Genomic DNA, 23,916 nt, shown 5'->3' on the forward strand with positions numbered 1-23,916 from the left:
TGATCGGGCCACCGCTGAATATTAATCAAGGAGAGTGTTTATGAAACCTCATATGAAACGTGGCCTGACAAAAGTCGCGCTGGCACTGATGCTGGCTGGATACTGTGCCGTACCAGCCGCTATGGCGGAAGATGCCGCCTGGGTCGCCAGTGGAACGACCGCTGAATTCGAGGGGACCATACCCTGGCTCTATCGCGAAGGGGGGAATGCCACGATTAACTCGGAAGATGCGGATCACATTAAAGTAACGTCTGATGGTAAAGGTACCCGTCCTCCGGGTAGCGAGACGGATAAACGCCTTTACTCAGGGGATACCATCACGCTGGGTTGGGATATCGGCGATACCGAAGGGGATATTGATGATGGTCCCGCAGGCATTGATGCGAAAACGACGGCCACTATCAAATGGTACAGCTACAGCAATAATGCGGGTGGCGATAAAACGGAGCTGACCGCAGCGGCAGGCAAGACGAGTTATAAACTCACTGATGACGATCGTGGGCGTTATATCGGTGTTGAAATCCAGCCCATCACCCAGACCGGTAATCCCTTCGAGGGAACGTCGCTGACTCTGCTGGATATTTCAACGGCCAGCGGTGGCGGCAGCGATACGGACAATGTCGATCCCGGCCCGGTTGTGAACCAGAATCTGAAAGTTGCCATCTTCGAGAAAGGCACCACTACCAACCTTATCGGTGGTAACACGGCCATTGCGCTTAATAAAACGTATGTGGCCAAACTGTACTCGGATGAAAACCAGAACGATAAATACGACGCAGGTACGGATATGGACGTTACCGCTAACTATGACTTTGCATGGGTCTTTAACGGTAACAGTAAACAACTTGCTGCGGCGGGCGGTATTGCTAATGCCAGCTTCGATAACAATGACATTGTTATCCCGCAAACTAACGAAGAAGCAAGAACCAGCCTTAATGGTAGTGACCGTAATGGTAAGAGTGGTCTTGCGATCCCGGCAAACGGCGACGGCGTTCAGGGCTATACGCTGTCTATCATTTACAAACACCACTAATGCGCACAACAGCATTCCCATACGGGAATGCTGTTTTCCGCCTGTTTTGCTTAGCGACGCGTTAAGCAAAACAGGTTGATGTTTTGTTTATCATGCTGGAGTTTTCTACATGTCGGTATGTCTGAAACCAGGGAAAATCATTATGCTTCTGGGAATGTTGGCAGCGTTTATGCTGTCTGACTTTGCACGAGCAGGGGTGGAATGGCAGACATATCCTGATTCTACAGGCGAGTTTAACGGAACCGTTCCTTTTGCCGACAGCGCCAGCGTACCCGTCTATCAGGGCAGTGTTCAGCTTAATCCTGCTGAATCTCATGATGTCGGGTTTTCTGCTAAACCGAATGAATTTAGCGTTGATGATGACGCAGCTAACCTGATTGTCGCTAATCCTCAGGACAATGAAGGCGACCAGTTTTCCACACCACCTGCGCTGCGCTGGGAAAATCAAACACCCCCTACCGTCAGCCTGATGTGGGCCGATGCCGCCACGCCCGATGTGCCCCTTAACCCACAACCCATTGCTAACCGTAGCTTTTGCGCTCAGGGGCTGGCCGGACGCTCGCTGGTGGCCTGGCCGCAGATTGATGCGCAGCAAACCCTCCCAATGCTCTATCTGCTGACCTCGACCGGGTATCCCTATGCGGGGACGGTGGCGCTGGTGGACCAGAAAGTGACCCTGAACATCGCGCCAGCACAGGGGGATTTAATCTCGGTGAGCGCCAGTGGTTTTAACGAAACGATCGCGGCGGCAAAAACCACCGTTGGCGACACCATCACGCTCACCGTCACCACTAAAGATTGTCAGGGCAACGTCGCGGGTAATATTCCGTTTATTATCAAACGTAAAGATGCTGAAAATCGCCAGGGGGCAGTGAATAATAGTGCGCCAGTGGTACTGGATAGCACCGAGTTAACGACGACGGCTACCGAATACCATGGCACCTCTGATGCCAACGGCACGGCCACCATCACGGTGAGCCAACCGAATGGCCCTGGCGTCAAAACGCCACTGGTGGTCAGCATTTCCGGCATTGCGCAAACCAGTGAAACCGCAGTGATTTTTACCGTACTCACCAGCCCGGACGTGGCGCAGGCTACGATGTGGGGCCATATGGCGGAGACGGTAGAAGCCCACGGTTACACCTTCAGTCGACCAAAGCTGGCGGCAGAAGTCAGCAATGAAAGCGCCACGGTCGTCGATCACAACGAAACCTGGTCCACCTTCACCTGGAGCGGCGCAGATAGCCACTGCACCGTGCTGCCCGGCATGCGCCACTTCGGCGCGCTGGCGACCGTTATCCCCACATCGGTGCAGACAGTCCTTGGCTGGCCGATGCAGGGGGATTATTACTGGTCATCGCTGGCGGGCACCACCGGGCAGCACCATGCGGCGGATGTCTCTAACCGTGGTGAAACGCAAAAGCCGGATAGCACCACGTTTCTTGTGAGCTGTGTGGATAAGCCAGCGCCTGATGTCGAACCGAAAATCGTCCTTACGCCCGAAAACTATGATGATGCGGCACAGGCGATGAAAGCGCAGGTGGGCGAAGACGCCTCGATGCGTCTGACGATCACTGACACCAAAAACAACGATCAACCGCTGGCGTACTACTACTTCTCGCTGCACCTGGATGACGGTGTTAACCGCAAGAATCAAACCGACCCTACCTGGGAAGCCCATCCGGTACAGATTACTGGTGGTTCGAATTTACAACAGGTTGATGCTCACACCTATGAAGGCATAACCGATGTCAATGGTCAGGCTTCGCTAACCCTGAGCCAGCCCGACGGTGCAGGCGTGAAAACCCACATCACGGCGAAAATGCGCAGCGATTTTACGGCCGCAGATGCCAAAGATGTGATTTTTACCGTGATCACCAGCCCTGATAGCGATAAGGCGCGGATGTGGGGCCATATGCGCGGCATTGTTGAATCTGGCAGCTTGTTTAAACGTCCATTGCTGGCGGATGAAACCGAGCATGAACTGGGATCGGTGCGGGAAAATAACGAAGACTGGGCGCTGTTCGATCAAGACACCAGTATGCAGGCTGAATGCGGCGTCGGCCATACGCCACGTCAGAGTGGGCTGGAAAGCCTGTTTTCAGCCCATCCCGGTAACGCGATTGGCACTGAGTATGGCTGGCCCACCGCCCAACAGAGCTACTTAAGCGCGGTGGAGCAAACAACGCATTCATCGGTGAATCTGGGGAACGGGAGCGTCGACAGCTACTCCGGCTTTAAGCAGAATTATCTCACCTGTTCGGGCAATGAGATGGTCGCGAAGGTTGAAGTGAGCACCGATCACGATATCACCCCTGGCAGCAAAGCGCAGGCCAAAGTGGGGGACACCATCGTGATGACCGTGCGTACGATTAACGCGCTCAATAATACTCCGGTTCCCTTTACTGCTTTCACCATCACCAAAGGCATGGGGTATAACCGAGCGGGGCAGGTGAGCGGGTTTGATGACCCGAGCAGCGGCGCTATCACGATGAATGGCACGCAATACGGCACATCGCAGCCGTCGATGGTTTATACGGGTACGACAGATGCACAAGGCGTGGCAACGGTCGAAATAGAGCAACCACAAGGCGTCGGGCTAAGAACGGCGCTGAGCGTTACGCCGGTAAATTCCCATTTATCAAATGCCATTAATTACAATGTTATTTTTACCACCCCAACCAGCCCGGACGTTAGTGGCGCGCAGATGTGGGGCCATATGGATGAAACGATTACTGTTGATTCATTAACCTTTACCCGGCCTAAGCTGGCAGCAGAAATCACCAGTCCGGATGGCACATTAACGGAAAAAAACGAAGTCTGGGCGCGCGTTAGCCAGGCCAGTACGGCCATTACCAGTAAAGGCGGTTGCGGAACCAATATGCTGCCGCGCCGCTCACAGCTCAGTGCGCTCTATGACGCCAATAACGGTAATGCGGTGCAAACCACACACGGCTGGCCGACGCAGCGTCAGCCCTACTGGAGCAGTTCCCCCGCGGATTTAACGCCGCACAATTACACCATTGCCCTGGATAACGGCGCACAGGCCATCGGCGGCGATACGCCGGTTTACGTCAGTTGCCTGACGACGGCGAACAAACCTGCCAGCAGCATTACGCTGGATGTGGTTGATAACGCACAGTGGGCTGCCGGAAATAACGCGGCGAAGCTGAAAAAAGGCGAAACGCTACGGGTTAAGGTAACGGTAAAAGATGCGCAGGGTAATCCGCTCACGGATATGCCATTTAAACTGAGTCGCGGAGACGGTTATACCCGCACGGGCGAAAAACATATTGCCGGTAGTGGCGATGCGCTGGTGGCACCGGTGGTGATTAACAGTGGGCTGGCGGATGAAACGACGTTGAACGACACCGCGGGATTTTATACTGCCATGACCGGTAGCGACGGCAGCAAAATCCTCAATATTACCCGCCCGGATACTCACGGCACCAAAACGGCGCTGACGGCGACGTTGTATTCCGATGCAACAAAAAAAGACAGCCTGGATACGATCTTTACTGTGGTCACCAGCCCGGATAGTAGCAAAGCGAAAATGTGGGGCCATATGCCGGAAACCTTAACGGCGGCAGATGGTACCGTTTTTAAACGCCCATTGCTGATAAAGGAACTGTCAAGTCAGACCGGGCGAACAGCAATATTCGAAGACAATGAAAACTGGGCGCTGTTTACCCAAACCCAGGCGAACTCAACCAGTAACGGCTGCGGCACTAGCTATGTTCCCACTCAGGCAGGGTTGTTGTCGTTGTTTGATAATCACGCTGGCAATACCATCAAAACCGTCCAGGGCTGGCCGGTAGTCACGCGTTATTTATCCAGCACGCCCGACAACACTGGCATGGAACAGCGTAACTACAAAGCGGTGGATCTCGGTAATGGCACCAGTGCCATGGTGTCAACGTCGACACTGGATCTACTGACCTGCCAAACCACGCCAGTCACCACGGTGAGCCAGATTCTGCTGGAAGCGGCAGATCCTGCGGCCCTGGTTTATGTTGACGATACACTGAGTGTGGTTAAGGCCAAAAAAGGCGAAGAGTCGGTAGTGCGCGTCACCACGAAAGATGCGCAAGGTAACCCGGTTGGCAATGCGGCGTTTATTCTGAAACGTGCCAACAGCATAAACCGGAGGTATACATCAGCGACAGCGAGTGCAGGTGCGCTGACCGTAACCGATGCCTGGGGAAATACGCGGAGTAATTTTCAGGCAACAACCGAAATGATCTATGGCGTGACGGGGGCTGACGGGTCGACAACCTTTACGCTGAAACAGGATAACAGTACCGGGTTAAGAACCGATCTCACGGCATCACTGGATGGCGTCAGCAGCGTTCAGGCGACCCTCCCGGTGGTCTTTACCGTGGTAACCAGTCCAGATTCTCCTAAAGCGAATTTTTGGGGGCACATGCCTGAAACGGTAACGGCCGCTGATGGCATGACGTATAAGCGACCATTACTGTTTAAAGAACTTACCAATAACTATGCACGCTATAGCACTTTTGAGAATGGTGAAGATTGGGCAAGATTCAGTGTGGTCCAGTCAAATAACACCGATATGGATGGGTGTGGTGCGGAGTATATGCCGACACTGGATGGCCTGAAGTCCTTGTACAGTGCCAATAGTGGTAATGCGATGGGTACAGTGCAGGGATGGCCGGTAGCAACCAGTTATCTCACCAATACACCGAGTGATACGCAATCAAGTAACCGTTATTACAATGTGGTGCAGCTGAATTCCGGCGCGGTTTCTCAAATCGTGACCACCGTGCTGGTATTACAAACCTGTCGCACAACGCCTGCGGTTGTTGCCAGCCAGGTTTCTCTGGAGCCTGCGGACGCCACGCAATTTGTTAAGGTAGACGATACCCTGAGCGCCATTAAGGTGAAAAAAGGCGATGAGGTTGTTATCCGCGTCACGACCAAAGATGCGCAAGGAAAACCGGTGGGTAATACGCCGTTTACACTGAAGCGCAGCAGTTCTTTCAATCGCCAGAATGCATTGGTGACGATGCAGACTGTTTCGGTGACACCCGCAGCGGCCAGTACAGTTGATACCAATGCATCGGCCACCGTGTATGGCGTGACCGGGCCAGACGGAACCACCACGATAACACTCCGACAGGATGCGTCCACCGGACTCAAAACCGACTTTTATGCCCTGTTGAACGATACCGGGGTGTCGTCGAACACCTTGTCAGTGATCTTCACCGTTATCACCAGCCCGGATACACCACTGGCGGCCTACTGGGGGCATATGGCGGAAACCTTTACCAGCAGCGAAGGCGTCACCTTCAAACGGCCTTTCCTCAAAGCTGAACTTTCTGGTGGTACGGCGGTAACGACCAATAATGAAGTCTGGTCGCGTCTGACAGCAACGGAGAAAATGGATGCCAGCAAGGCTGGATGTGATGAGAGTTATCAACCGCTGACGACTGACATGCAGGGGTTGTATGCGGATTACCCTAACAACCAGTTGGGCACGGTGCTCGGCTTGCCGACCTTCGCTGGGTATATGTGGGCCTACGATATGATGACGGTTTCTGGCAGTAGCTGGAGCAACCAGGCATTTTCGCTCGTTAATGGTCAGACAGTTCAGGCATCGTCCAGTTATACGGCGGTAGTGATGTGCCTGGTGAAACCGCATACCGTTCCGGCGGCGATAGAGATCGCCTCAACAGCACAGGATGCGGCAAAAACGGTCAGCAATGGTGGTCGACCGAGCGCCGTAGCGAAGAAAGGTGAGACGATTCCGCTGACGGTGACCGTACGTGATAGCGCCGGGAATCCGGTACCCTACGCCGCATTTACCCTCACGCATGGAACGACGCTGGATCGCTCGAAAGCAACCGTTAGCTCGAGTGCGGACGATCTTACCGTGAAGTCATTGATACCCGCGAACAGTGACGCTGTGCTGACGGCAAATGGGGCAAAAGTGCTCAAAACAACGGGCAGTGATGGCACAGCCACCTTTGAAGTGAGCCAGAATGCCACGACCGGTCTGGCGACACCGATAACCGTCACGCTGGCGCGCGATACAACCAAAACCGCCACGCTGGATGTTATCTACACGGTGATAACCAGCCCGGACTCACCGAGCGCGAAATTCTGGGGACACATGCCGGACACCTTTACCAGTTCGGCAGGCGTCACCTTCAGACGACCGCTGCTGAAAGCCGAAGCGACTTCAGGATCATCGATTAGCACTAACGGCAATGGTGAAGTGTGGTCGTATATGAGCAACTTTCAAAATTTAACATCGACAGATTGTCCGCTGGAGAATCAACCGCGCAGTAATGAATTGTTGGATTTGTATAATGATCATCCCAACGGCGCGATAAAGACTGACCTGGGGCTGCCGATATATGCAGGCAAGTGGTGGGCTTATGATATGGTCATGCCGGATTTATATACGTGGCAGTATCAGACTGTCAGCCTGAGCGCAGGAGATATCGCGAAGAGCTCGTCAAACAACGCGCTGATGCTTTGCCTGACGAAGCCGCATCCGGCAGGCGTCAGCGTAATGTTGACGTCATCCGCAATGGATAACGCCAGAACCCTCAGCAATGGCGGGCGACCCAGCGCGTCAGTGAAAAAAGGTAACCCACTGCCAATTGTGGTGACGGTCAAAGATCGTGATGGCAACCCGCTGGCGGGAGAGGCCGTGACGCTCAGGCGTGGTTCAGCGATGAGTCGTTCAGGAGTAGGAGTGGGCACGCCGGCAAATGGAATGACGTTGACAGAGTTGACACCTGTGCCGGCGGAGTTTTCTCTGGCCGCACACGATACGCAATGGCAAGGTTTCACCGGCAGTGATGGTACGGCCACTTTCAATGTTGAACAGCCTGAGACCATCGGCCTGGCCATTCCGTTCACCGCTATACTGGCGCGAGATGTCGCAACTACCAGCGTCCTTGATACGATCTTTACCGTCGTCACCAGCCCGGATTCCGCAATGGCGACCTACTGGGGCCATATGCCGGATACGGTAACGGCGGAAAACGGCGTGGTCTTTGAACGGCCTAAGTTGTTGAAAGAGCTGCCGTCGAGCGCCGGAGTCAGTCAGGTGACGGATAACAATGAAGTGTGGCCGTTGTTTAAGGCAACGCAAAGGGAAGATAGCAACCTCAGTCCTTGTGAAGCGGCACGTCGGCCATTGAGCGATGATTTATTATCGCTCTACGCGCGCTATCCGGGGAACACGCTGACGACTCAAATCGGCTGGTCTACGAAGTATGCATGGTGGGCACTGGATAACAAGCAGGGGAATGCCCTGGTTGTCAGTCTGAATAATGGTTTTGAGTCGTCGACGGCGAGTACGGCGTATCAGGGATGTCTGGTCAATCCCCGCGCGACCGTCTCCAGCGTCACGCTGACATCGACGGCGATAGATGCCACTACGCAGGCGGCGAAGGTAAAAAAAGGTGAAGCCGCGCCCGTCGTTGTTACCGTAAAAGACAGCGCCGGGAAGCCGGTACCGAATGTCGCTTTCACCTTAAAACGTGGTGATGCCGTGCCGCGTAACAGCGGGGCGACATTGTATGGTGATGTGGACGCGATGGACGATTTGACTGTGCAACCCTCATCCGGTGCAGCAGCCACGCTGGCTGACAGTGGGAATACGATCGACGGCGTGACAGGGGCGGACGGTACGGCAAGTTTTACCGTTCGTCAGGATAATACGCCAGGATATAAAACGCCGTTGACGGTGACGCTGACCAATAACGCCGCGATAACCGCGACGCTGGATACCATTTTCACCGTGCCGACCAGTCCGAATGTTGCCACGGCTTATTTCTGGGGACATATGGCGGATACCGCCACAGTAAGTGGCAAGACGTTACACCGCCCACTATTGAAATCAGAGTTGCCGTCAGGGGCTACAGCGGCAGTAGCGCCAACGGTGAATAATGAAATCTGGGCGCTGGCACATGTGATCGATGCTCAAAAATGGGATATTGCAAAGCAGTGCGGTGACTTTAGTAGAGCACCGAGCTATACCGATTTACAGTCGTTACATAGCAGCTTTAGCGCGCTGGGATGGCCATCATCGATAAGCTTCCCCTATTTCTCTACCGATCGGGCCGGTTCGTTCTATTGTGGCATGGATGAAGGGGCGGGGACACAAAACTGCGGTATTCAGGCATCCAGTACTGCGGGGTTTGCGACCTGTTTCCAGTAGTCTTATCGGGTCTGTAAAGCGGGGGAAAGTCTGGTACGCAATACGTCATCAGGTTTTCTTGCGCGGCTTGCGGCTTTTCGTCACAGCACTCACTTCACTGATCACTACGCCATCGCCCAGGCGAGTGGTCAGTGTCTCACCCACTTTCACCTGCTTAACCTGTTTTAGCACCGCGCCATCAGCGGCGCTGGTAACGCTATAACCGCGTGCGAGTGTGGACAGTGGACTCACCGCTTCGAGGTGCGTCACTGTGTTACCAAAGCGTTCGCGCGTTGCGCTAAGCTGTACGCGAAGTGTTTCAGCGAGACGATATTCCAGCTGTTGGATCCGCGTTTGCGCACGGTGAATCTTCGGCTGCGGATTTTGCTGATTCAGCCGCTGTGTTAATCGCTGCTGTTGCTGACCGGCGCGTTTAAGCTGATTCTCCAACGCAAAGCTCATCCGCTTTTGCAGACGCTCAAGCGTGGTTTGCTGACGCGCCAGCCGGAGCTGTGGATGCTGCTGCTGTAAACGGTGATGAATCTGCGTAAAACGTCGTGTGCGGTTGGCGAGGTAGTAATCCATCGCCATTTCCAGCCGTTGCTGCGCAGACTGCACCTGACGCAGTAACTCTTGCTGATTGCGGCTCACCACTTCGGCGGCGGCTGACGGCGTTGGCGCACGTAGATCAGCAACAAAGTCGGCAATCGTCACATCGGTTTCATGCCCAACGGCGCTGACCACCGGAATGTGGCTGGCAAAAATCGCCCGTGCCACGCGTTCATCGTTAAAACTCCATAAATCTTCCAGCGAACCACCGCCACGCCCGACGATCAGTACGTCACATTCGTTGCGAAGATTCGCCAGCTCAATGGCGCGAACGATTTGCCCCGGTGCGTCATCGCCCTGAACGGCGGTCGGGTAAATTATCACTGGCAGAGACGGATCGCGGCGTTTCAACACATGCAAAATATCGTGCAGTGCAGCACCAGTCTTTGAGGTGATAACGCCCACGCAGTGCGCAGGTGACGGTAGCGGATTCTTGAATTGCTGGTCGAATAACCCTTCAGCCTGCAACTTCGCTTTAAGCTGTTCGTACTTCTGTTGCAGCAAACCTTCACCGGCGGGCTGCATACTTTCGACAATAATTTGATAATCGCCGCGCGGTTCATACAGCGTAATGTTGGCGCGAACTAAAACCTGTTGCCCATGCTGCGGGCGAAAGGTCACCCGGCGATTGCTGTTGCGGAACATCGCACAGCGCACCTGGGCGTTATCGTCTTTAAGCGTAAAGTACCAGTGACCGGAAGCCGGTTGTGTGAAATTAGAGATTTCGCCACTGATCCACACCTGCCCCATCTCATGCTCAAGCAGCAGACGAACCGTTTGATTCAGGCGGCTAACGGTAAAAATTGCAGGGGATTGAGAAGGTAACATGTGAGCGAGATCAAATTCTAAATCAGCAGGTTATTCAGTCGATAGTAACCCGCCCTCCGGGGATAGCAAGCATTTTTTGCAAAAAGGGGTAGATGCAATCGGTTACGCTCTGTATAATGCCGCGGCAATATTTATTAACCACTCTGGTCGAGATATTGCCCATGCTACGTATCGCTAAAGAAGCTCTGACGTTTGACGACGTTCTCCTCGTTCCTGCACATTCTACCGTTCTGCCGAATACCGCTGACCTCAGTACCCAGCTGACGAAAACTATTCGTCTGAATATCCCTATGCTCTCCGCAGCAATGGATACCGTAACGGAAGCGCGCCTGGCTATCGCCCTGGCTCAGGAAGGCGGTATCGGCTTTATCCACAAAAACATGTCCATTGAACGCCAGGCTGAAGAAGTTCGCCGCGTGAAAAAACACGAATCTGGCGTGGTAACCGATCCGCAGACTGTTCTGCCAACCACGACGCTGCGCGAAGTGAAAGAGCTGACCGAGCGTAACGGTTTTGCAGGCTATCCGGTTGTGACCGAAGAAAACGAACTGGTCGGCATCATCACCGGTCGTGACGTGCGTTTTGTTACCGACCTGAACCAGCCGGTCAGCGTTTACATGACGCCGAAAGAGCGTCTGGTAACCGTGCGTGAAGGCGAAGCCCGTGAAGTTGTGCTGGCAAAAATGCACGAAAAACGCGTTGAAAAAGCGCTGGTGGTTGATGATGAATTCCACCTGATCGGCATGATCACTGTGAAGGACTTCCAGAAAGCGGAGCGTAAACCGAACGCCTGTAAAGACGAACAAGGCCGTCTGCGTGTAGGTGCAGCGGTTGGTGCAGGTGCGGGTAACGAAGAGCGTGTTGATGCGCTGGTTGCCGCAGGCGTTGACGTTCTGCTGATTGACTCCTCTCACGGTCACTCTGAAGGCGTTCTGCAGCGTATCCGTGAAACTCGCGCTAAATATCCTGACCTGCAAATCATCGGCGGCAACGTGGCAACAGCTGCAGGTGCCCGCGCGCTGGCAGAAGCCGGTTGCAGTGCCGTTAAAGTGGGTATCGGCCCTGGTTCTATTTGTACTACCCGCATTGTTACTGGCGTCGGTGTTCCGCAGATCACTGCCGTTGCTGACGCAGTAGAAGCCCTGGAAGGCACCGGGATTCCGGTTATCGCTGACGGTGGTATTCGTTTCTCTGGCGATATCGCGAAAGCTATCGCTGCTGGTGCAAGCGCGGTGATGGTAGGTTCCATGCTGGCGGGTACTGAAGAATCCCCAGGTGAAATCGAGCTCTACCAGGGCCGTTCTTACAAGTCTTACCGTGGGATGGGCTCTCTGGGCGCGATGTCCAAAGGTTCTTCTGACCGTTACTTCCAGAGCGACAACGCTGCCGACAAACTGGTGCCGGAAGGTATCGAAGGTCGCGTAGCCTATAAAGGTCGCCTGAAAGAGATCATTCACCAGCAGATGGGCGGCCTGCGCTCCTGTATGGGCCTGACCGGCTGTGGTACTATCGACGAACTGCGTACTAAAGCGGAGTTTGTACGTATCAGCGGTGCGGGCATTCAGGAAAGCCACGTTCACGACGTGACCATTACTAAAGAGTCCCCGAACTACCGTCTGGGCTCCTGATTCTCTTCGCCCGACTTCATGTCGGGCGATTTATATTATCTGTTTCACTTGCCTCGGAATAAGCGTCAATGACGGAAAACATTCATAAGCATCGCATCCTCATTCTGGACTTCGGTTCTCAGTACACCCAACTGGTTGCGCGCCGCGTGCGTGAACTGGGTGTTTACTGCGAACTGTGGGCGTGGGATGTGACAGAAGCACAAATTCGTGACTTCAATCCAAGCGGCATTATTCTTTCCGGCGGCCCGGAAAGCACCACCGAAGAAAACAGCCCGCGTGCGCCGCAGTATGTCTTTGAAGCAGGCGTACCGGTATTCGGCGTTTGCTATGGTATGCAGACCATGGCAATGCAGTTGGGTGGTCATGTTGAAGCCTCTAACGAACGTGAATTTGGCTATGCGCAGGTTGAAGTCGTAAACGACAGCGCACTGGTTCGCGGTATCGAAGATGCGCTGACCGCAGACGGTAAACCGCTGCTCGATGTCTGGATGAGCCACGGCGATAAAGTTACCGCTATCCCGTCCGACTTCATCACCGTAGCCAGCACCGAAAGCTGCCCGTTCGCCATCATGGCAAATGAAGAAAAACGCTTCTATGGCGTACAGTTCCACCCGGAAGTGACTCACACCCGCCAGGGGATGCGCATGCTGGAGCGTTTTGTGCGTGATATCTGCCAGTGTGAAGCCCTGTGGACGCCAGCGAAAATTATCGACGATGCCGTAGCCCGTATCCGCGAGCAGGTAGGCGACGATAAAGTGATCCTCGGCCTCTCTGGTGGCGTGGATTCCTCCGTAACCGCAATGCTGCTGCACCGCGCAATCGGCAAAAACCTGACTTGCGTATTCGTCGACAACGGCCTGCTGCGTCTCAACGAAGCAGAGCAGGTTCTGGATATGTTTGGCGATCACTTTGGTCTGAACATTGTTCACGTTCCGGCAGAAGATCGCTTCTTGTCAGCGCTGGCTGGTGAAAACGATCCGGAAGCAAAACGTAAAATCATCGGTCGCGTTTTCGTTGAAGTATTCGATGAAGAAGCGCTGAAACTGGAAGATGTGAAGTGGCTGGCGCAGGGTACTATCTACCCTGATGTTATCGAATCTGCCGCGTCTGCAACCGGTAAAGCTCACGTCATCAAATCTCACCACAACGTGGGCGGCCTACCGAAAGAGATGAAGATGGGCCTGGTTGAACCGCTGAAAGAGCTGTTCAAAGACGAAGTGCGTAAAATTGGTCTGGAGCTGGGCCTGCCGTACGACATGCTGTACCGTCACCCGTTCCCGGGACCAGGGCTTGGCGTTCGTGTGCTGGGCGAAGTGAAGAAAGAGTACTGCGACCTGCTGCGCCGTGCTGATGCCATCTTCATTGAAGAACTGCGTAAAGCGGACCTGTACGACAAAGTCAGCCAGGCGTTCACCGTCTTCCTGCCAGTACGTTCCGTTGGTGTAATGGGCGATGGCCGTAAGTATGACTGGGTTGTCTCTCTGCGTGCTGTCGAAACTATCGACTTTATGACCGCACACTGGGCGCATCTGCCGTACGATTTCCTCGGTCGCGTTTCCAACCGCATTATCAATGAAGTGAACGGTATTTCCCGCGTGGTGTATGACATCAGCGGCAAGCCGCCGGCGACTATTGAGTGGGAATGATTTGAGCCCAGCACTATGAATTAGCAAAACCCTCTGTTACTACAGAGGGTTTTTTATACTCACGAATCATAGGATTGAAGTTACTGACATCGCTTAGTTAAACCAGCTGTCCGATTTGTTCTCTTCTGCTTTGCCCACGCTTTTCATCAGATCGCGACCGCCTTCAGTCATATTCCTGTTTGCGTCAGCTTCAGATTGCACCACATCGGTTTGCGCAGCTTTGTGCTTCAGTTCCTGATCGATAAATTCGTTTTCTCGCTTAACGCGGGCTTCTTCTTTCGCCAGCGCCAGTTTTTGTTTCTGAATCTCTAAGCTGCGTAGCTCATCTTCATAACTTTGATCGCGTTTCTTGTCCGCAGTGGCTTCGGCGTCCAGTTTATCCTGACGAGCTTTCTTATTCGCCGCTGCCGTTGCCGCTCTTTTATTAGCCGCGGCCTGGGCGTTTGCGCGACGTTGCTTCTCTTGCTGGATTTCCCTGTTGCGCTCCGCGACCCATTCGTCATGCTGCCTTTGCTCTTCATTTTTACCTTGCTGTTCCGCTTCTGCGACAGCAGAGAGTTGATCCTGCAATGATGAGGCGATAGCCGGATAGCTTAAGGAGGCTAAGATGGCGCAAAGAAAAACTTTCTTCATGACTCCTCCTGATTATTAGCTCTTTTCAGGACATTTGGTATTTGGCTGAATACGCGTTTCGTTATACGTCGTGGTAATAACAACGGCTAAACCTGTCGTAAACTGGCACTCTTTACCCACCTGGGTGGAGGTATACACTTTGGTGCCTTCCTTATACGTTAGAGAAACACCTTCCACTAAGGTTTTATCATTCACCATAGAACCTGCTGCCGCGCCAACAGCTCCGCCGCCAACTGCACCTGCCGTCGTTCCGGAATTGCTGCCAGACCCCACGTTGTGGCCGATAACACCGCCAGCGACTGCACCAATAAGCGCGCCGAAGGCTTGTGCGTTTCGTTTATTTTGGGAGTTGTCTACGGCAACTTTTGCGGGAAGAATGGAAATAATATTAACGGTTTTAGTTTCTTGTTTGGTATTCAGTTGATCGGTTTGATAAACATCGGCGGCATGATCATCAGCATTTGACTGGCATCCTGCCAGAGTGAATGACGCTAACATTGCCACAGGCAGAAGACATTTTTTAAATTTCATCACTATTCCTTGTTATACACATTACGAAAAATAAGACATTTAAGATCATCAAAAGAGGAAAGTAAATGTATTGCGTATAAAGGAATAGATTAAATTTATTAAAATTCATGTGGAAAATAATTTATAAAAATACATCATTAAAACATATGTATTAATTTTATATTTATTTCGCAGCCAAACAGGATAAACATCAGTCAGGACAAAGACGTAAAATTTAAGATGAAAGAATATCTGCCGCTTTGATAATCTCAAAGAGCAACTGCATCCGACAGCGAGGTGCCGTTATGTTCAGTGAAGGTGGAGAAGGTAACCGCTAACGTTGTACCGGTGATTCGACGGAGAGTGTGGATTGTTGAGCTTCTTTTTTGCTCTGATGGTGCTGCCAGGCACCGACGGACGAGTAGATAAAGCGGCCAAAGAAGAAGATAAAGCTGATGAGCAGTACGATACGGGTCATGCGACTGTTAAATCGGTGTCGTTTTCGCATACTGGTTGCCTGACTCACAAAAGGTTCCTTGAAGTATGTCCCACGCCGTGGACGGTACTTACATTAAGGCACAACAGGACAAAATGGTCAATTCTTCGTTATGTAAAAAAGCGTCAGTGGATACATATTTTAATGTTATGGAAGTTAATTTAATTATTTACAATGATGATGTAATAATGATGAATTAACATGATAAACGTAATAATTCATTAATCAGGGTTATTTTGTTTGATATATATCAATTGGAACTTTCATATGACACTTAGAATCAATGCTCTCTATAGTGATGAATAATCATCATTCGAAGTCAGGTGGGATGCCTGTCTGAATACACCTCCTTCAGGATGTGGGGGATTCTGCTGAGCATCTATGAAACTGAATGCAACCTATATAAAAATACGTGATAAATGGTGGGGGCTTCCGCTGTTCCTGCCTTCTTTAATCTTGCCCATTTTCGCCCATATTAATACTTTCGCGCATATTTCTTCCGGTGAGGTTTTTCTCTTTTACCTGCCTTTGGCACTGATGATCAGCATGATGATGTTTTTCAGCTGGGCGGCATTGCCAGGGATCGCCTTAGGGATTTTTGTCCGCAAATATGCAGAGCTGGGTTTTTACGAAACGCTCTCATTAACAGCTAATTTTATTATCATTATCATTCTCTGTTGGGGCGGTTACAGGGTCTTTACTCCCCGGCGTAACAACGTTTCACATGGTGATACCCGTTTAATTTCCCAGCGTATATTCTGGCAGATTGTGTTTCCTGCAACGCTGTTTCTGATACTTTTCCAGTTTGCTGCGTTTGTAGGGTTACTGGCGAGTAGAGAAAATCTGGTCGGCGTCATGCCTTTTAACCTCGGGACCTTAATCAATTATCAGGCCTTACTGGTGGGCAATCTGATTGGTGTTCCGCTGTGCTACTTCATCATTCGGGTGGTGCGAAATCCGTTTTATTTACGCAGCTATTATTCGCAATTAAAACAGCAAGTTGATGTGAAAGTCACCAAAAAAGAGTTCGCGCTCTGGCTACTGGCATTAGGTGCGTTGTTGTTGCTGTTATGCATGCCGTTAAATGAAAAAAGCACGATTTTCAGCACCAATTATACCTTGTCATTATTGCTACCCCTGATGATGTGGGGAGCCATGCGCTATGGTTATAAGTTGATTTCGCTGCTCTGGGCGGTCGTGCTGATGATCAGCATCCACAGCTATCAAAATTACATTCCCATTTATCCTGGCTATACCACGCAACTGACCATAACCTCCTCCAGTTATCTGGTATTCTCTTTTATTGTCAATTATATGGCTGTACTGGCAACCCGTCAGCGAGCGGTAGTCAGACGCATTCAGCGGCTTGCGTATGTGGACCCGGTGGTTCATCTGCCAAATGTTCGCGCCCTGAATCGCGCGTTGCGTGATGCCCCCTGGTCTGCGCTTTGTTATTTACGCATCCCCGGCATGGAAATGCTGGTTAAGAACTATGGCATCATGCTACGGATTCAATACAAGCAAAAACTTTCTCACTGGCTGTCACCATTGCTGGAACCGGGTGAAGATGTTTATCAGCTTTCGGGTAACGATCTCGCGCTGCGACTGAATACAGAATCGCACCAGGAGCGCATTACCGCACTGGATAGCCATCTCAAGCAATTTCGTTTTTACTGGGATGGTATGCCGATGCAACCACAGATTGGCGTCAGTTATTGCTATGTACGCTCGCCGGTGAATCATATCTACCTGCTGCTGGGAGAGCTAAATACGGTTGCTGAACTCTCCATCGTGACCAACGCCCCGGAAAATATGCAGCGTCGCGGGGCAATGTATTTGCAACGCGAATTGAAAGATAAAGTCGCGATGATGAATCGGCTACAGCAGGCGCTGGAACACAACCATTTTTTCCTGATGGCCCAGCCGATTACCGGTATGCGTGGTGATGTCTACCATGAAATTCTTCTGCGCATGAAAGGTGATAATGATGAACTGATCAGCCCCGACAGCTTCTTGCCGGTCGCGCACGAATTTGGTTTATCGTCGAGTATCGACATGTGGGTCATTGAGCATACGCTGCAATTTATGGCTGAAAACAGAGCGAAGATGCCCGCTCACCGTTTTGCGATTAATCTGTCGCCAACCTCGGTATGTCAGGCTCGTTTTCCCGTTGAAGTCAGTCAGCTGCTGGCTAAATACCAGATTGAAGCGTGGCAACTTATTTTTGAAGTCACCGAAAGTAATGCGCTAACCAATGTTAAGCAGGCGCAAATCACCTTGCAGCATCTTCAGGAATTAGGCTGCCAGATTGCGATTGATGATTTCGGCACCGGCTACGCCAGCTATGCGCGGCTTAAAAATGTGAATGCCGATCTCCTTAAAATTGACGGCAGTTTTATCCGCAATATTGTGTCAAATAGTCTGGATTACCAGATAGTGGCGTCGATTTGTCACCTGGCGCGAATGAAGAAAATGCTGGTAGTGGCAGAGTACGTTGAAAACGAAGAGATCCGCGAGGCGGTGCTTTCTTTAGGGATAGATTATATGCAGGGTTATCTTATTGGTAAGCCGCAACCGTTAATTGATACGCTGAATGAAATCGAACCCATTCGCGAAAGTGCCTGAACAGCGAGGGCCGACATTTCTCGTCGGCCCGCAAAGCATTAAGCAGCGATTTCAGGTGAACTTTCTTCTTCAATTTTCAATCGCCAGCCAGCCACGCCTTCCCAGTATTCTTGCTCCTTTTCCAGATCAAGCAGTACCAGTGCATTCTGACTAAACCAGTCATGCGGAAAACGCAGTGTCCAGTGACTGTCATCGGTAATCAGCGTCAATGTTGGCGGTGTGGTGGTTGCCTGACGTTGATTATTGAGTAATACGCCAAGACGCAATAGCTGAATCAGCGGCAGAAACTGTTTCTTTTTAAACAAGGTAAAGCGCGGCAGATCGTCGAGCTTAATCGCTTTACGGTGATAGCGTACCAGCGTCGCCATCATCAGTTGCTGTTCCTGATTAAAACCCGGCAAGTCGCTGTTTTGCAGAATATAAGCGGAGTGGCGATGCAAACCGCTGTGGTTGATATTCAACCCGACCTCATGCAGCATGGCGGCCCATCGCAGTAGCGCTTCCAGTTGCGGATGCGCCAGCTTCGGTTGCTGCTCCCGCCACTGTTCGTACATTTGCATAGTGGTATCCAGCACCCGTCGGGCCTGTTCACTGTCGATGTGATACTGGTTAGCGAGACTACTGGCGGTGCGACTACGCACATCCTGATGACGGAAACGTCCTTCCATTTCATACAATACACCTTCGCGTAACGCCCCATCAGAAAGGCGCAGTTCACGGATGGCTAAAGCATCAAACACACCGCATAAAATCGCCAGTCCAGGAACGAAGACTGTTTTCCGTTCTTCGGAAAGACCCGGTAAACTCAGCGATGCGAAATTACGGTGACGTAAAACTTCTTTTACCAGTTTTTCCAGACGTTCCGGGGTAATTACCCCGTCTTTCTCGCCCATCTCCATCAACACTTCATGGGCGGCTTTAATGGTACCGGAAGCGCCCATTGCCACGTTCCAGCCTTGAATGCGAAATTGCCAGGTTAAAGTTTCCAGTTTTTGTGCTGCTGCCATGCGAGCGCGCTGAAAATTCTCTTTATTGATGACCCCGCCCGGGAAATAGAGTTGGGCAAAGCTGACACAACCCATCCGGCGGCTTTCAACGAGAATCGGTTCGAAATTTTCACCAATCACCAGTTCCGTAGATCCGCCGCCAATATCAATAACCAGTTTGCGACCTTTTTCCGGCTGGGTATGTTCCACGCCCATGAAAATCAGACGGGCTTCTTCATTACCGGAAATAATTTCAATCGGGTAGGGAATGACCTTTTCCGCGCGTTTCAAAAAGTCAGTAGCATTCAACGCCTGACGCAGCGTATGGGTGCCAACAATACAAACGCTGGCAGGCGAAAATCCCTGCAAGCGTTCAGCAAACAACGATAGGCAGTTCAATCCGCGTGTGATTGCCTCTTCACTCAACATATTATCTGGCCCCAGACCGTCTGCCAGATGGACCCGCTGTTTCAGGCGACCAATAATCTGCATAGCGCCATCCACCACACGGGCAATAACCATGTGGAAACTGTTTGAACCAAGATCGACCGCAGCAAACTCCTGCGGACGAGGGGATTTGTCGTGTATTGGCATAGGGTTATTCAGGTTGTTCGAGGGATTTGATGTAATCGTAAATCGCCAACTGCGCCCGCACTTTGCGGCGATTGCCGCGGGGAACGTAGCGATTACTGAGTTCTTTATCGATATAACGTGCTTTGACCGTATCGCTGAACAATATGTCGATGATGTCCAGCACCCGCTGCTTCAGGCGCGGATCGAGCAGCGGCGTCGCCACTTCAATACGATAATCAATATTGCGCGTCATCCAGTCGGCGGAAGAAAGGTAGACCTTTTTATCGCCGCCATTTTCAAAAATATAAACCCGGTCATGTTCAAGGTAACGGTCAACAATACTGATGGCACGAATGTTGTCGCTAATGCCTTCCAGATTGGGGATCAGCGAACACATGCCGCGAACCAGCAGATTAACCGGCACGCCGGAGCTGGAAGCCGCATACAGACGGTCGACCAGACCTTTATCGACAAGGTTATTTAGCTTTAGAGTGATACCGCTGGGCAGCCCTTGCTGCGCGTTGGCGATCTCGCGGTCCACCATCTCATACAACAAACGGCGGGAGTTTTGTGGTGACACCATTAAATAATCAAATGTCACCGGGCGGTATGGGTTTTCAATAAAGTTGAACACCCGCCGTACTTCGTTGGTGATGCGCGCATCGGCGGTCAGCAACGAATAGTCAGTATAAAGCCGCGCGGTTTTTTCGTTAAAGTTCCCGGTCCCGATGTGTGCGTAACGCACCACTTCACCGTTTTCTTTACGTGAAATCAGGAACAGTTTGGCGTGAATTTTCAGCCCCGGCGCAGAGAAGATAACGTGCACGCCTGCTTCGGTCAGGCGCTTCGCCCAGTGAATGTTGGCTTCTTCGTCGAAACGCGCCTGTAACTCAACCACCACGGTGACTTTCTTACCGTTGTGTGCGGCGTGGATCATCGAGTCGATGATGCGTGAATCTTTCGCCACGCGGTAAATGTTAATTTTAATCGCCAGTACGCTCGGGTCGAACGAAGCCTGACGCAGCAGTTCCAGTACATGCTCAAAGGTATGATAAGGATAATAGAGCAACACATCACGTTCGCGAATGGCATCAAAACCGTTGCGGAACTGGGCTTTATCGAACCAAATATGGCGTAAACGCGGCAATGGTTTGTTCACCAGATTGGCTTTGCCGACGTTGGGGAAATTAATAAAGTCTTTAAAATTGTGATAACGGCCGCCGGGGACGATGGAGTCGTAGCGGGAAATAGTCAGTTTTTCGCGTAACACTTCAACCAGCGCATTAGGCATATCGCGCTGATAAACAAAACGTACCGGTTCTGCGGTTAAGCGCTGCTTCAGGCTGGAAGACATCAACTCCATCAGGCTGGCTTCCATCTCGTGCACTAAATCGTATTCGGCATCGCGGGTCATCTTCATTGAATAGGCATTCAGCGCGTCATAATCAAAGAAGCCTTTGAAAATATCATCAAGGCAGTAACGCAGAATGTTATCCAGAAGAATCATCGGCTTGCGTCGACGCGGCGCTTCTGGCGGTAAATTCACAAATCGCGGCACTTTATCTGATGGGATCTCCAGCAGCGCGTAACGGATGGTATCGCCACGGATAATTTCCACCGCCAGATAGGTGTAATCATCTTTCAGGAACTGCACTAAGTCAGTGTCAGGATTGATTAAAATCGGCGTAATGTGCTGACGCAGATACTGCTTAAAATAATGACGCAGCCAGTTTTGTTGATTGACGGAGAGCTGTCGTTCATTAATCAGGAAGATCTGGTTGCGCGCCATCTCCAGCAACAGCTCGTTGTAGAGGCCGTCGAATTCCTGATCGGCTTTCAGCACCCGGGACTGAATTTTGCCCAGTAAATGGCGGGAATGAGAGTTGGAACCTTGTTCTTCGCTAATAATGATGCGTCGCTTCAGTTCAGCGAAGCGGACTTTATAGAACTCATCAAGGTTATTGGAATAGATCCCCAGGAAACGCATCCTTTCAATCAGCGGGTTAGATTTGTCCGCCGCTTCCTGAAGCACGCGTTCATTGAACGATAACCAACTGAGCTCTTTTTCGATGTATAGCTTTTCCTGACCCATTACCACTTTTACTCCGTTTTATTCACGGGACACTGCCTGGATATTATGGCGAGCAATATTGGCAGATGTCCAACTATGCCAGAAAAGGGGGAAAAAAACTGCTGGAGCTTGCGATTTACAGGTGAATTGAAAAACGCCAGCGGCAGAGCTGGCGCTTTAACTACGGGGGCATTACTCGTCGGCAGCGTAGCCCTGCGGCGGCAGACGTTGACCATCCAGCCACGCGGCGTTTTCGTGCATTTTCAGACGACCATCGGCAAACCAGCTAATCACCAGTGGATAAATAGCGTGTTCCTGGGTTTGCACGCGGGCGGTGATGTCATCCTCCGTATCACCAGCAAATACCGGGACTTTCGCCTGTAAAATAACCGGGCCACCGTCCAGTTCATCGGTGACGAAATGCACCGATGTACCGTGCTCTTCATCGCCATTTTCCAGCGCCTGACGATGGGTGTGTAATCCGGGATATTTCGGCAGCAGAGAAGGGTGAATGTTCAGCAAACGCCCGGCATAGTGGGAGACAAACGCCGGGCTGAGAATGCGCATAAAACCCGCCAGCACGACCACATCGGGTGCGTACATGTCGATTTCATGAATCAACTCCCGGTCATAGGCTTCACGACTGTCAAACGCGCTGGCGATGAGCGTATGCGTTGCAATACCCGCCTGGCGGGCGCGTTCAAGGCCGAACGCGTCGGCCTTATTGCTGAAAACTGCCCGTACGGTGCCTTTAATTTTATTTGTTTTGCAGGCGTCAATAATTGCCTGCAAATTACTTCCGTTGCCGGAAATAAGCACCACAATATTCATTATTCGATAACCACGCGTTGTTCGGAATCAGAGGCTTTGATGATACCGATTTTCCACGCGTTTTCACCGTTGGCATTGAGCAGGGCGAGGGCTTTGTCCACTTCCGGAGCAGGCAGGGCAATAATCATCCCGACGCCGCAGTTGAAGGTGCGATACATTTCATGGCGCTCAACGTTACCTGCCGTTTGCAGCCAGTTGAACACTTCCGGCCACTGCCAGGAAGATTCATCAATCACTGCCTGGGTATTATCTGGCAATACGCGCGGAATGTTTTCCCAGAAGCCGCCGCCGGTCAGGTGCGCAATAGCATGCACATCGACCTTTTCAATCAACTCCAGCACGGACTTCACGTAAATGCGGGTTGGTGCCAGCAGATGATCGGCTAATGGCTTACCATCAAGTTCGGTGGTTAACGGATCACAACCGCTGACTTCAAGAATTTTGCGCACCAGCGAATAGCCGTTCGAGTGCGGACCGCTGGAGCCGAGTGCAATCAGCACATCGCCATCGCTGACTTTAGAGCCGTCGATGATTTCTGATTTTTCTACCACGCCAACGCAGAAACCAGCGACATCGTAATCTTCACCATGATACATCCCCGGCATTTCTGCCGTTTCGCCACCCACAAGCGAACAGCCCGATTGCAGACAACCTTCAGCGATGCCGCTGATCACCGCTGAAGCGGTATCAACATCCAGTTTTCCGGTTGCGTAATAGTCGAGGAAAAAGAGGGGTTCCGCGCCTTGTACTACCAGATCGTTAACACACATGGCGACCAGATCGATACCAATGGTGTCGTGACGTTTTAAGTCCATCGCCAGACGCAGCTTGGTGCCAACGCCATCAGTGCCGGAAACCAGCACGGGTTCACGATATTTTTGCGGCAATGCACACAGCGCACCGAAGCCGCCCAGACCGCCCATCACTTCCGGACGACGCGTTTTCTTCACTACGCCTTTGATTCTTCCAACCAGAGCATTACCCGCGTCAATATCAACACCGGCATCTTTGTAGCTAAGAGAGGTTTTATCGGTCACTGCTTGGGTCCCCACGCGTTACTTGCGGTAGAAAAATAAAAATTCGGCGCAATTCTAACAGGGAAAGCAAACGTTTGCGAGACTGCTTTACACAACCTTTTTGCACGTCTTTTCCCCAGGCGCGCGGCGAAAGAATACTTGTACCTGGGCAAAGGATCGTTTTCGGATGGAATAATCTTCTTCCATAACCATTTGAATACAAAATAACTTTATCTCAAACCGTTATCATTTTGA

At 51.6% G+C, this 23,916-nt stretch carries 14 protein-coding genes; 6 read left to right on the forward strand and 8 right to left on the reverse strand.

The annotated features are described in order from the left end of the window. Positions 1-40: 40 nt before the first annotated feature. On the forward strand, positions 41-1,033 hold the full coding sequence (locus FQ015_RS05220; protein ID WP_160523797.1) for a SinI family autotransporter-associated protein: 993 nt from the start codon (positions 41-43) through the stop codon (positions 1,031-1,033). Between the two features lie 109 nt (positions 1,034-1,142). Continuing rightward, entirely contained in the window at positions 1,143-9,230 is an 8,088-nt protein-coding gene (locus FQ015_RS05225; protein WP_160523798.1) for an adhesion domain-containing protein, read from the forward strand. 48 nt (positions 9,231-9,278) lie between these two features. Here the strand turns inward: FQ015_RS05225 and xseA are convergent, their stop codons facing one another. Continuing rightward, entirely contained in the window at positions 9,279-10,646 is a 1,368-nt protein-coding gene (xseA, locus tag FQ015_RS05230; RefSeq protein ID WP_160523799.1) for an exodeoxyribonuclease VII large subunit, read from the reverse strand. Between the two features lie 161 nt (positions 10,647-10,807). On the opposite strand from xseA, the gene guaB reads away from it, so the two are divergent. Together guaB and guaA are read left to right on the forward strand one after the other, a co-directional pair. Then, positions 10,808-12,274 carry an IMP dehydrogenase gene (gene guaB / locus FQ015_RS05235; protein WP_001299507.1) on the forward strand — a complete coding sequence of 489 codons (1,467 nt, stop codon included), beginning with the start codon at positions 10,808-10,810 and terminating at the stop codon, positions 12,272-12,274. Between the two features lie 68 nt (positions 12,275-12,342). Continuing rightward, positions 12,343-13,920: a glutamine-hydrolyzing GMP synthase gene (gene guaA, locus FQ015_RS05240; RefSeq protein WP_000138270.1), complete on the forward strand. Its 1,578-nt coding sequence runs from the start codon at positions 12,343-12,345 to the stop codon at positions 13,918-13,920. 93 nt (positions 13,921-14,013) lie between these two features. On the opposite strand, the gene FQ015_RS05245 is transcribed toward guaA, so the two are convergent. The 3 genes from FQ015_RS05245 to FQ015_RS05255 all read right to left on the reverse strand — a co-directional run bounded on the left by FQ015_RS05245 (position 14,014) and on the right by FQ015_RS05255 (position 15,589). Next, complete coding sequence (locus tag FQ015_RS05245) at positions 14,014-14,553, reverse strand: DUF5384 family protein (protein ID WP_000755178.1); 540 nt, start codon at positions 14,551-14,553, stop codon at positions 14,014-14,016. A 15-nt stretch (positions 14,554-14,568) separates the two neighbouring features. After that, on the reverse strand, positions 14,569-15,087 hold the full coding sequence (locus tag FQ015_RS05250) for a glycine zipper 2TM domain-containing protein (protein ID WP_001295476.1): 519 nt from the start codon (positions 15,085-15,087) through the stop codon (positions 14,569-14,571). A 310-nt stretch (positions 15,088-15,397) separates the two neighbouring features. After that, complete coding sequence (locus FQ015_RS05255; RefSeq protein WP_000076001.1) at positions 15,398-15,589, reverse strand: YfgG family protein; 192 nt, start codon at positions 15,587-15,589, stop codon at positions 15,398-15,400. Positions 15,590-15,606: 17 nt separating this feature from the next. Between FQ015_RS05255 and FQ015_RS05260 the strand changes: the two genes are divergently transcribed. Together FQ015_RS05260 and pdeF are read left to right on the forward strand one after the other, a co-directional pair. Beyond that, entirely contained in the window at positions 15,607-15,759 is a 153-nt protein-coding gene (locus tag FQ015_RS05260; RefSeq protein ID WP_000017552.1) for a hypothetical protein, read from the forward strand. Positions 15,760-15,940: 181 nt separating this feature from the next. Next, positions 15,941-18,184 carry a cyclic-guanylate-specific phosphodiesterase PdeF gene (pdeF, locus tag FQ015_RS05265; protein WP_160523800.1) on the forward strand — a complete coding sequence of 748 codons (2,244 nt, stop codon included), beginning with the start codon at positions 15,941-15,943 and terminating at the stop codon, positions 18,182-18,184. Positions 18,185-18,222: 38 nt separating this feature from the next. On the opposite strand, the gene ppx is transcribed toward pdeF, so the two are convergent. The 4 genes from ppx to purM form a co-directional block, all read right to left on the reverse strand. Continuing rightward, the gene (gene ppx, locus FQ015_RS05270; RefSeq protein ID WP_105277925.1) at positions 18,223-19,764 is read right to left on the reverse strand and encodes an exopolyphosphatase; all 1,542 of its coding nucleotides are present in this window, start codon (positions 19,762-19,764) and stop codon (positions 18,223-18,225) included. A gap of 4 nt (positions 19,765-19,768) precedes the next feature. Beyond that, a complete protein-coding gene (ppk1, locus tag FQ015_RS05275; RefSeq protein ID WP_000529576.1) occupies positions 19,769-21,835 on the reverse strand; it encodes a polyphosphate kinase 1 in 2,067 nt (688 codons plus the stop codon). Between the two features lie 171 nt (positions 21,836-22,006). After that, positions 22,007-22,645, reverse strand: a complete 639-nt coding sequence (gene purN / locus FQ015_RS05280; RefSeq protein ID WP_001028614.1) for a phosphoribosylglycinamide formyltransferase — start codon at positions 22,643-22,645, stop codon at positions 22,007-22,009. After that, positions 22,645-23,682, reverse strand: coding sequence for a phosphoribosylformylglycinamidine cyclo-ligase (gene purM / locus FQ015_RS05285; protein WP_032303535.1), 1,038 nt, complete (start codon positions 23,680-23,682; stop codon positions 22,645-22,647). Before purM ends, purN begins: the two co-directional genes overlap by 1 nt. Between the last annotated feature and the right edge of the window lie 234 nt (positions 23,683-23,916).

This window comes from Escherichia sp. HH26CH, from assembly GCF_009820205.1.
GTDB lineage: Bacteria > Pseudomonadota > Gammaproteobacteria > Enterobacterales > Enterobacteriaceae > Escherichia > Escherichia coli_F.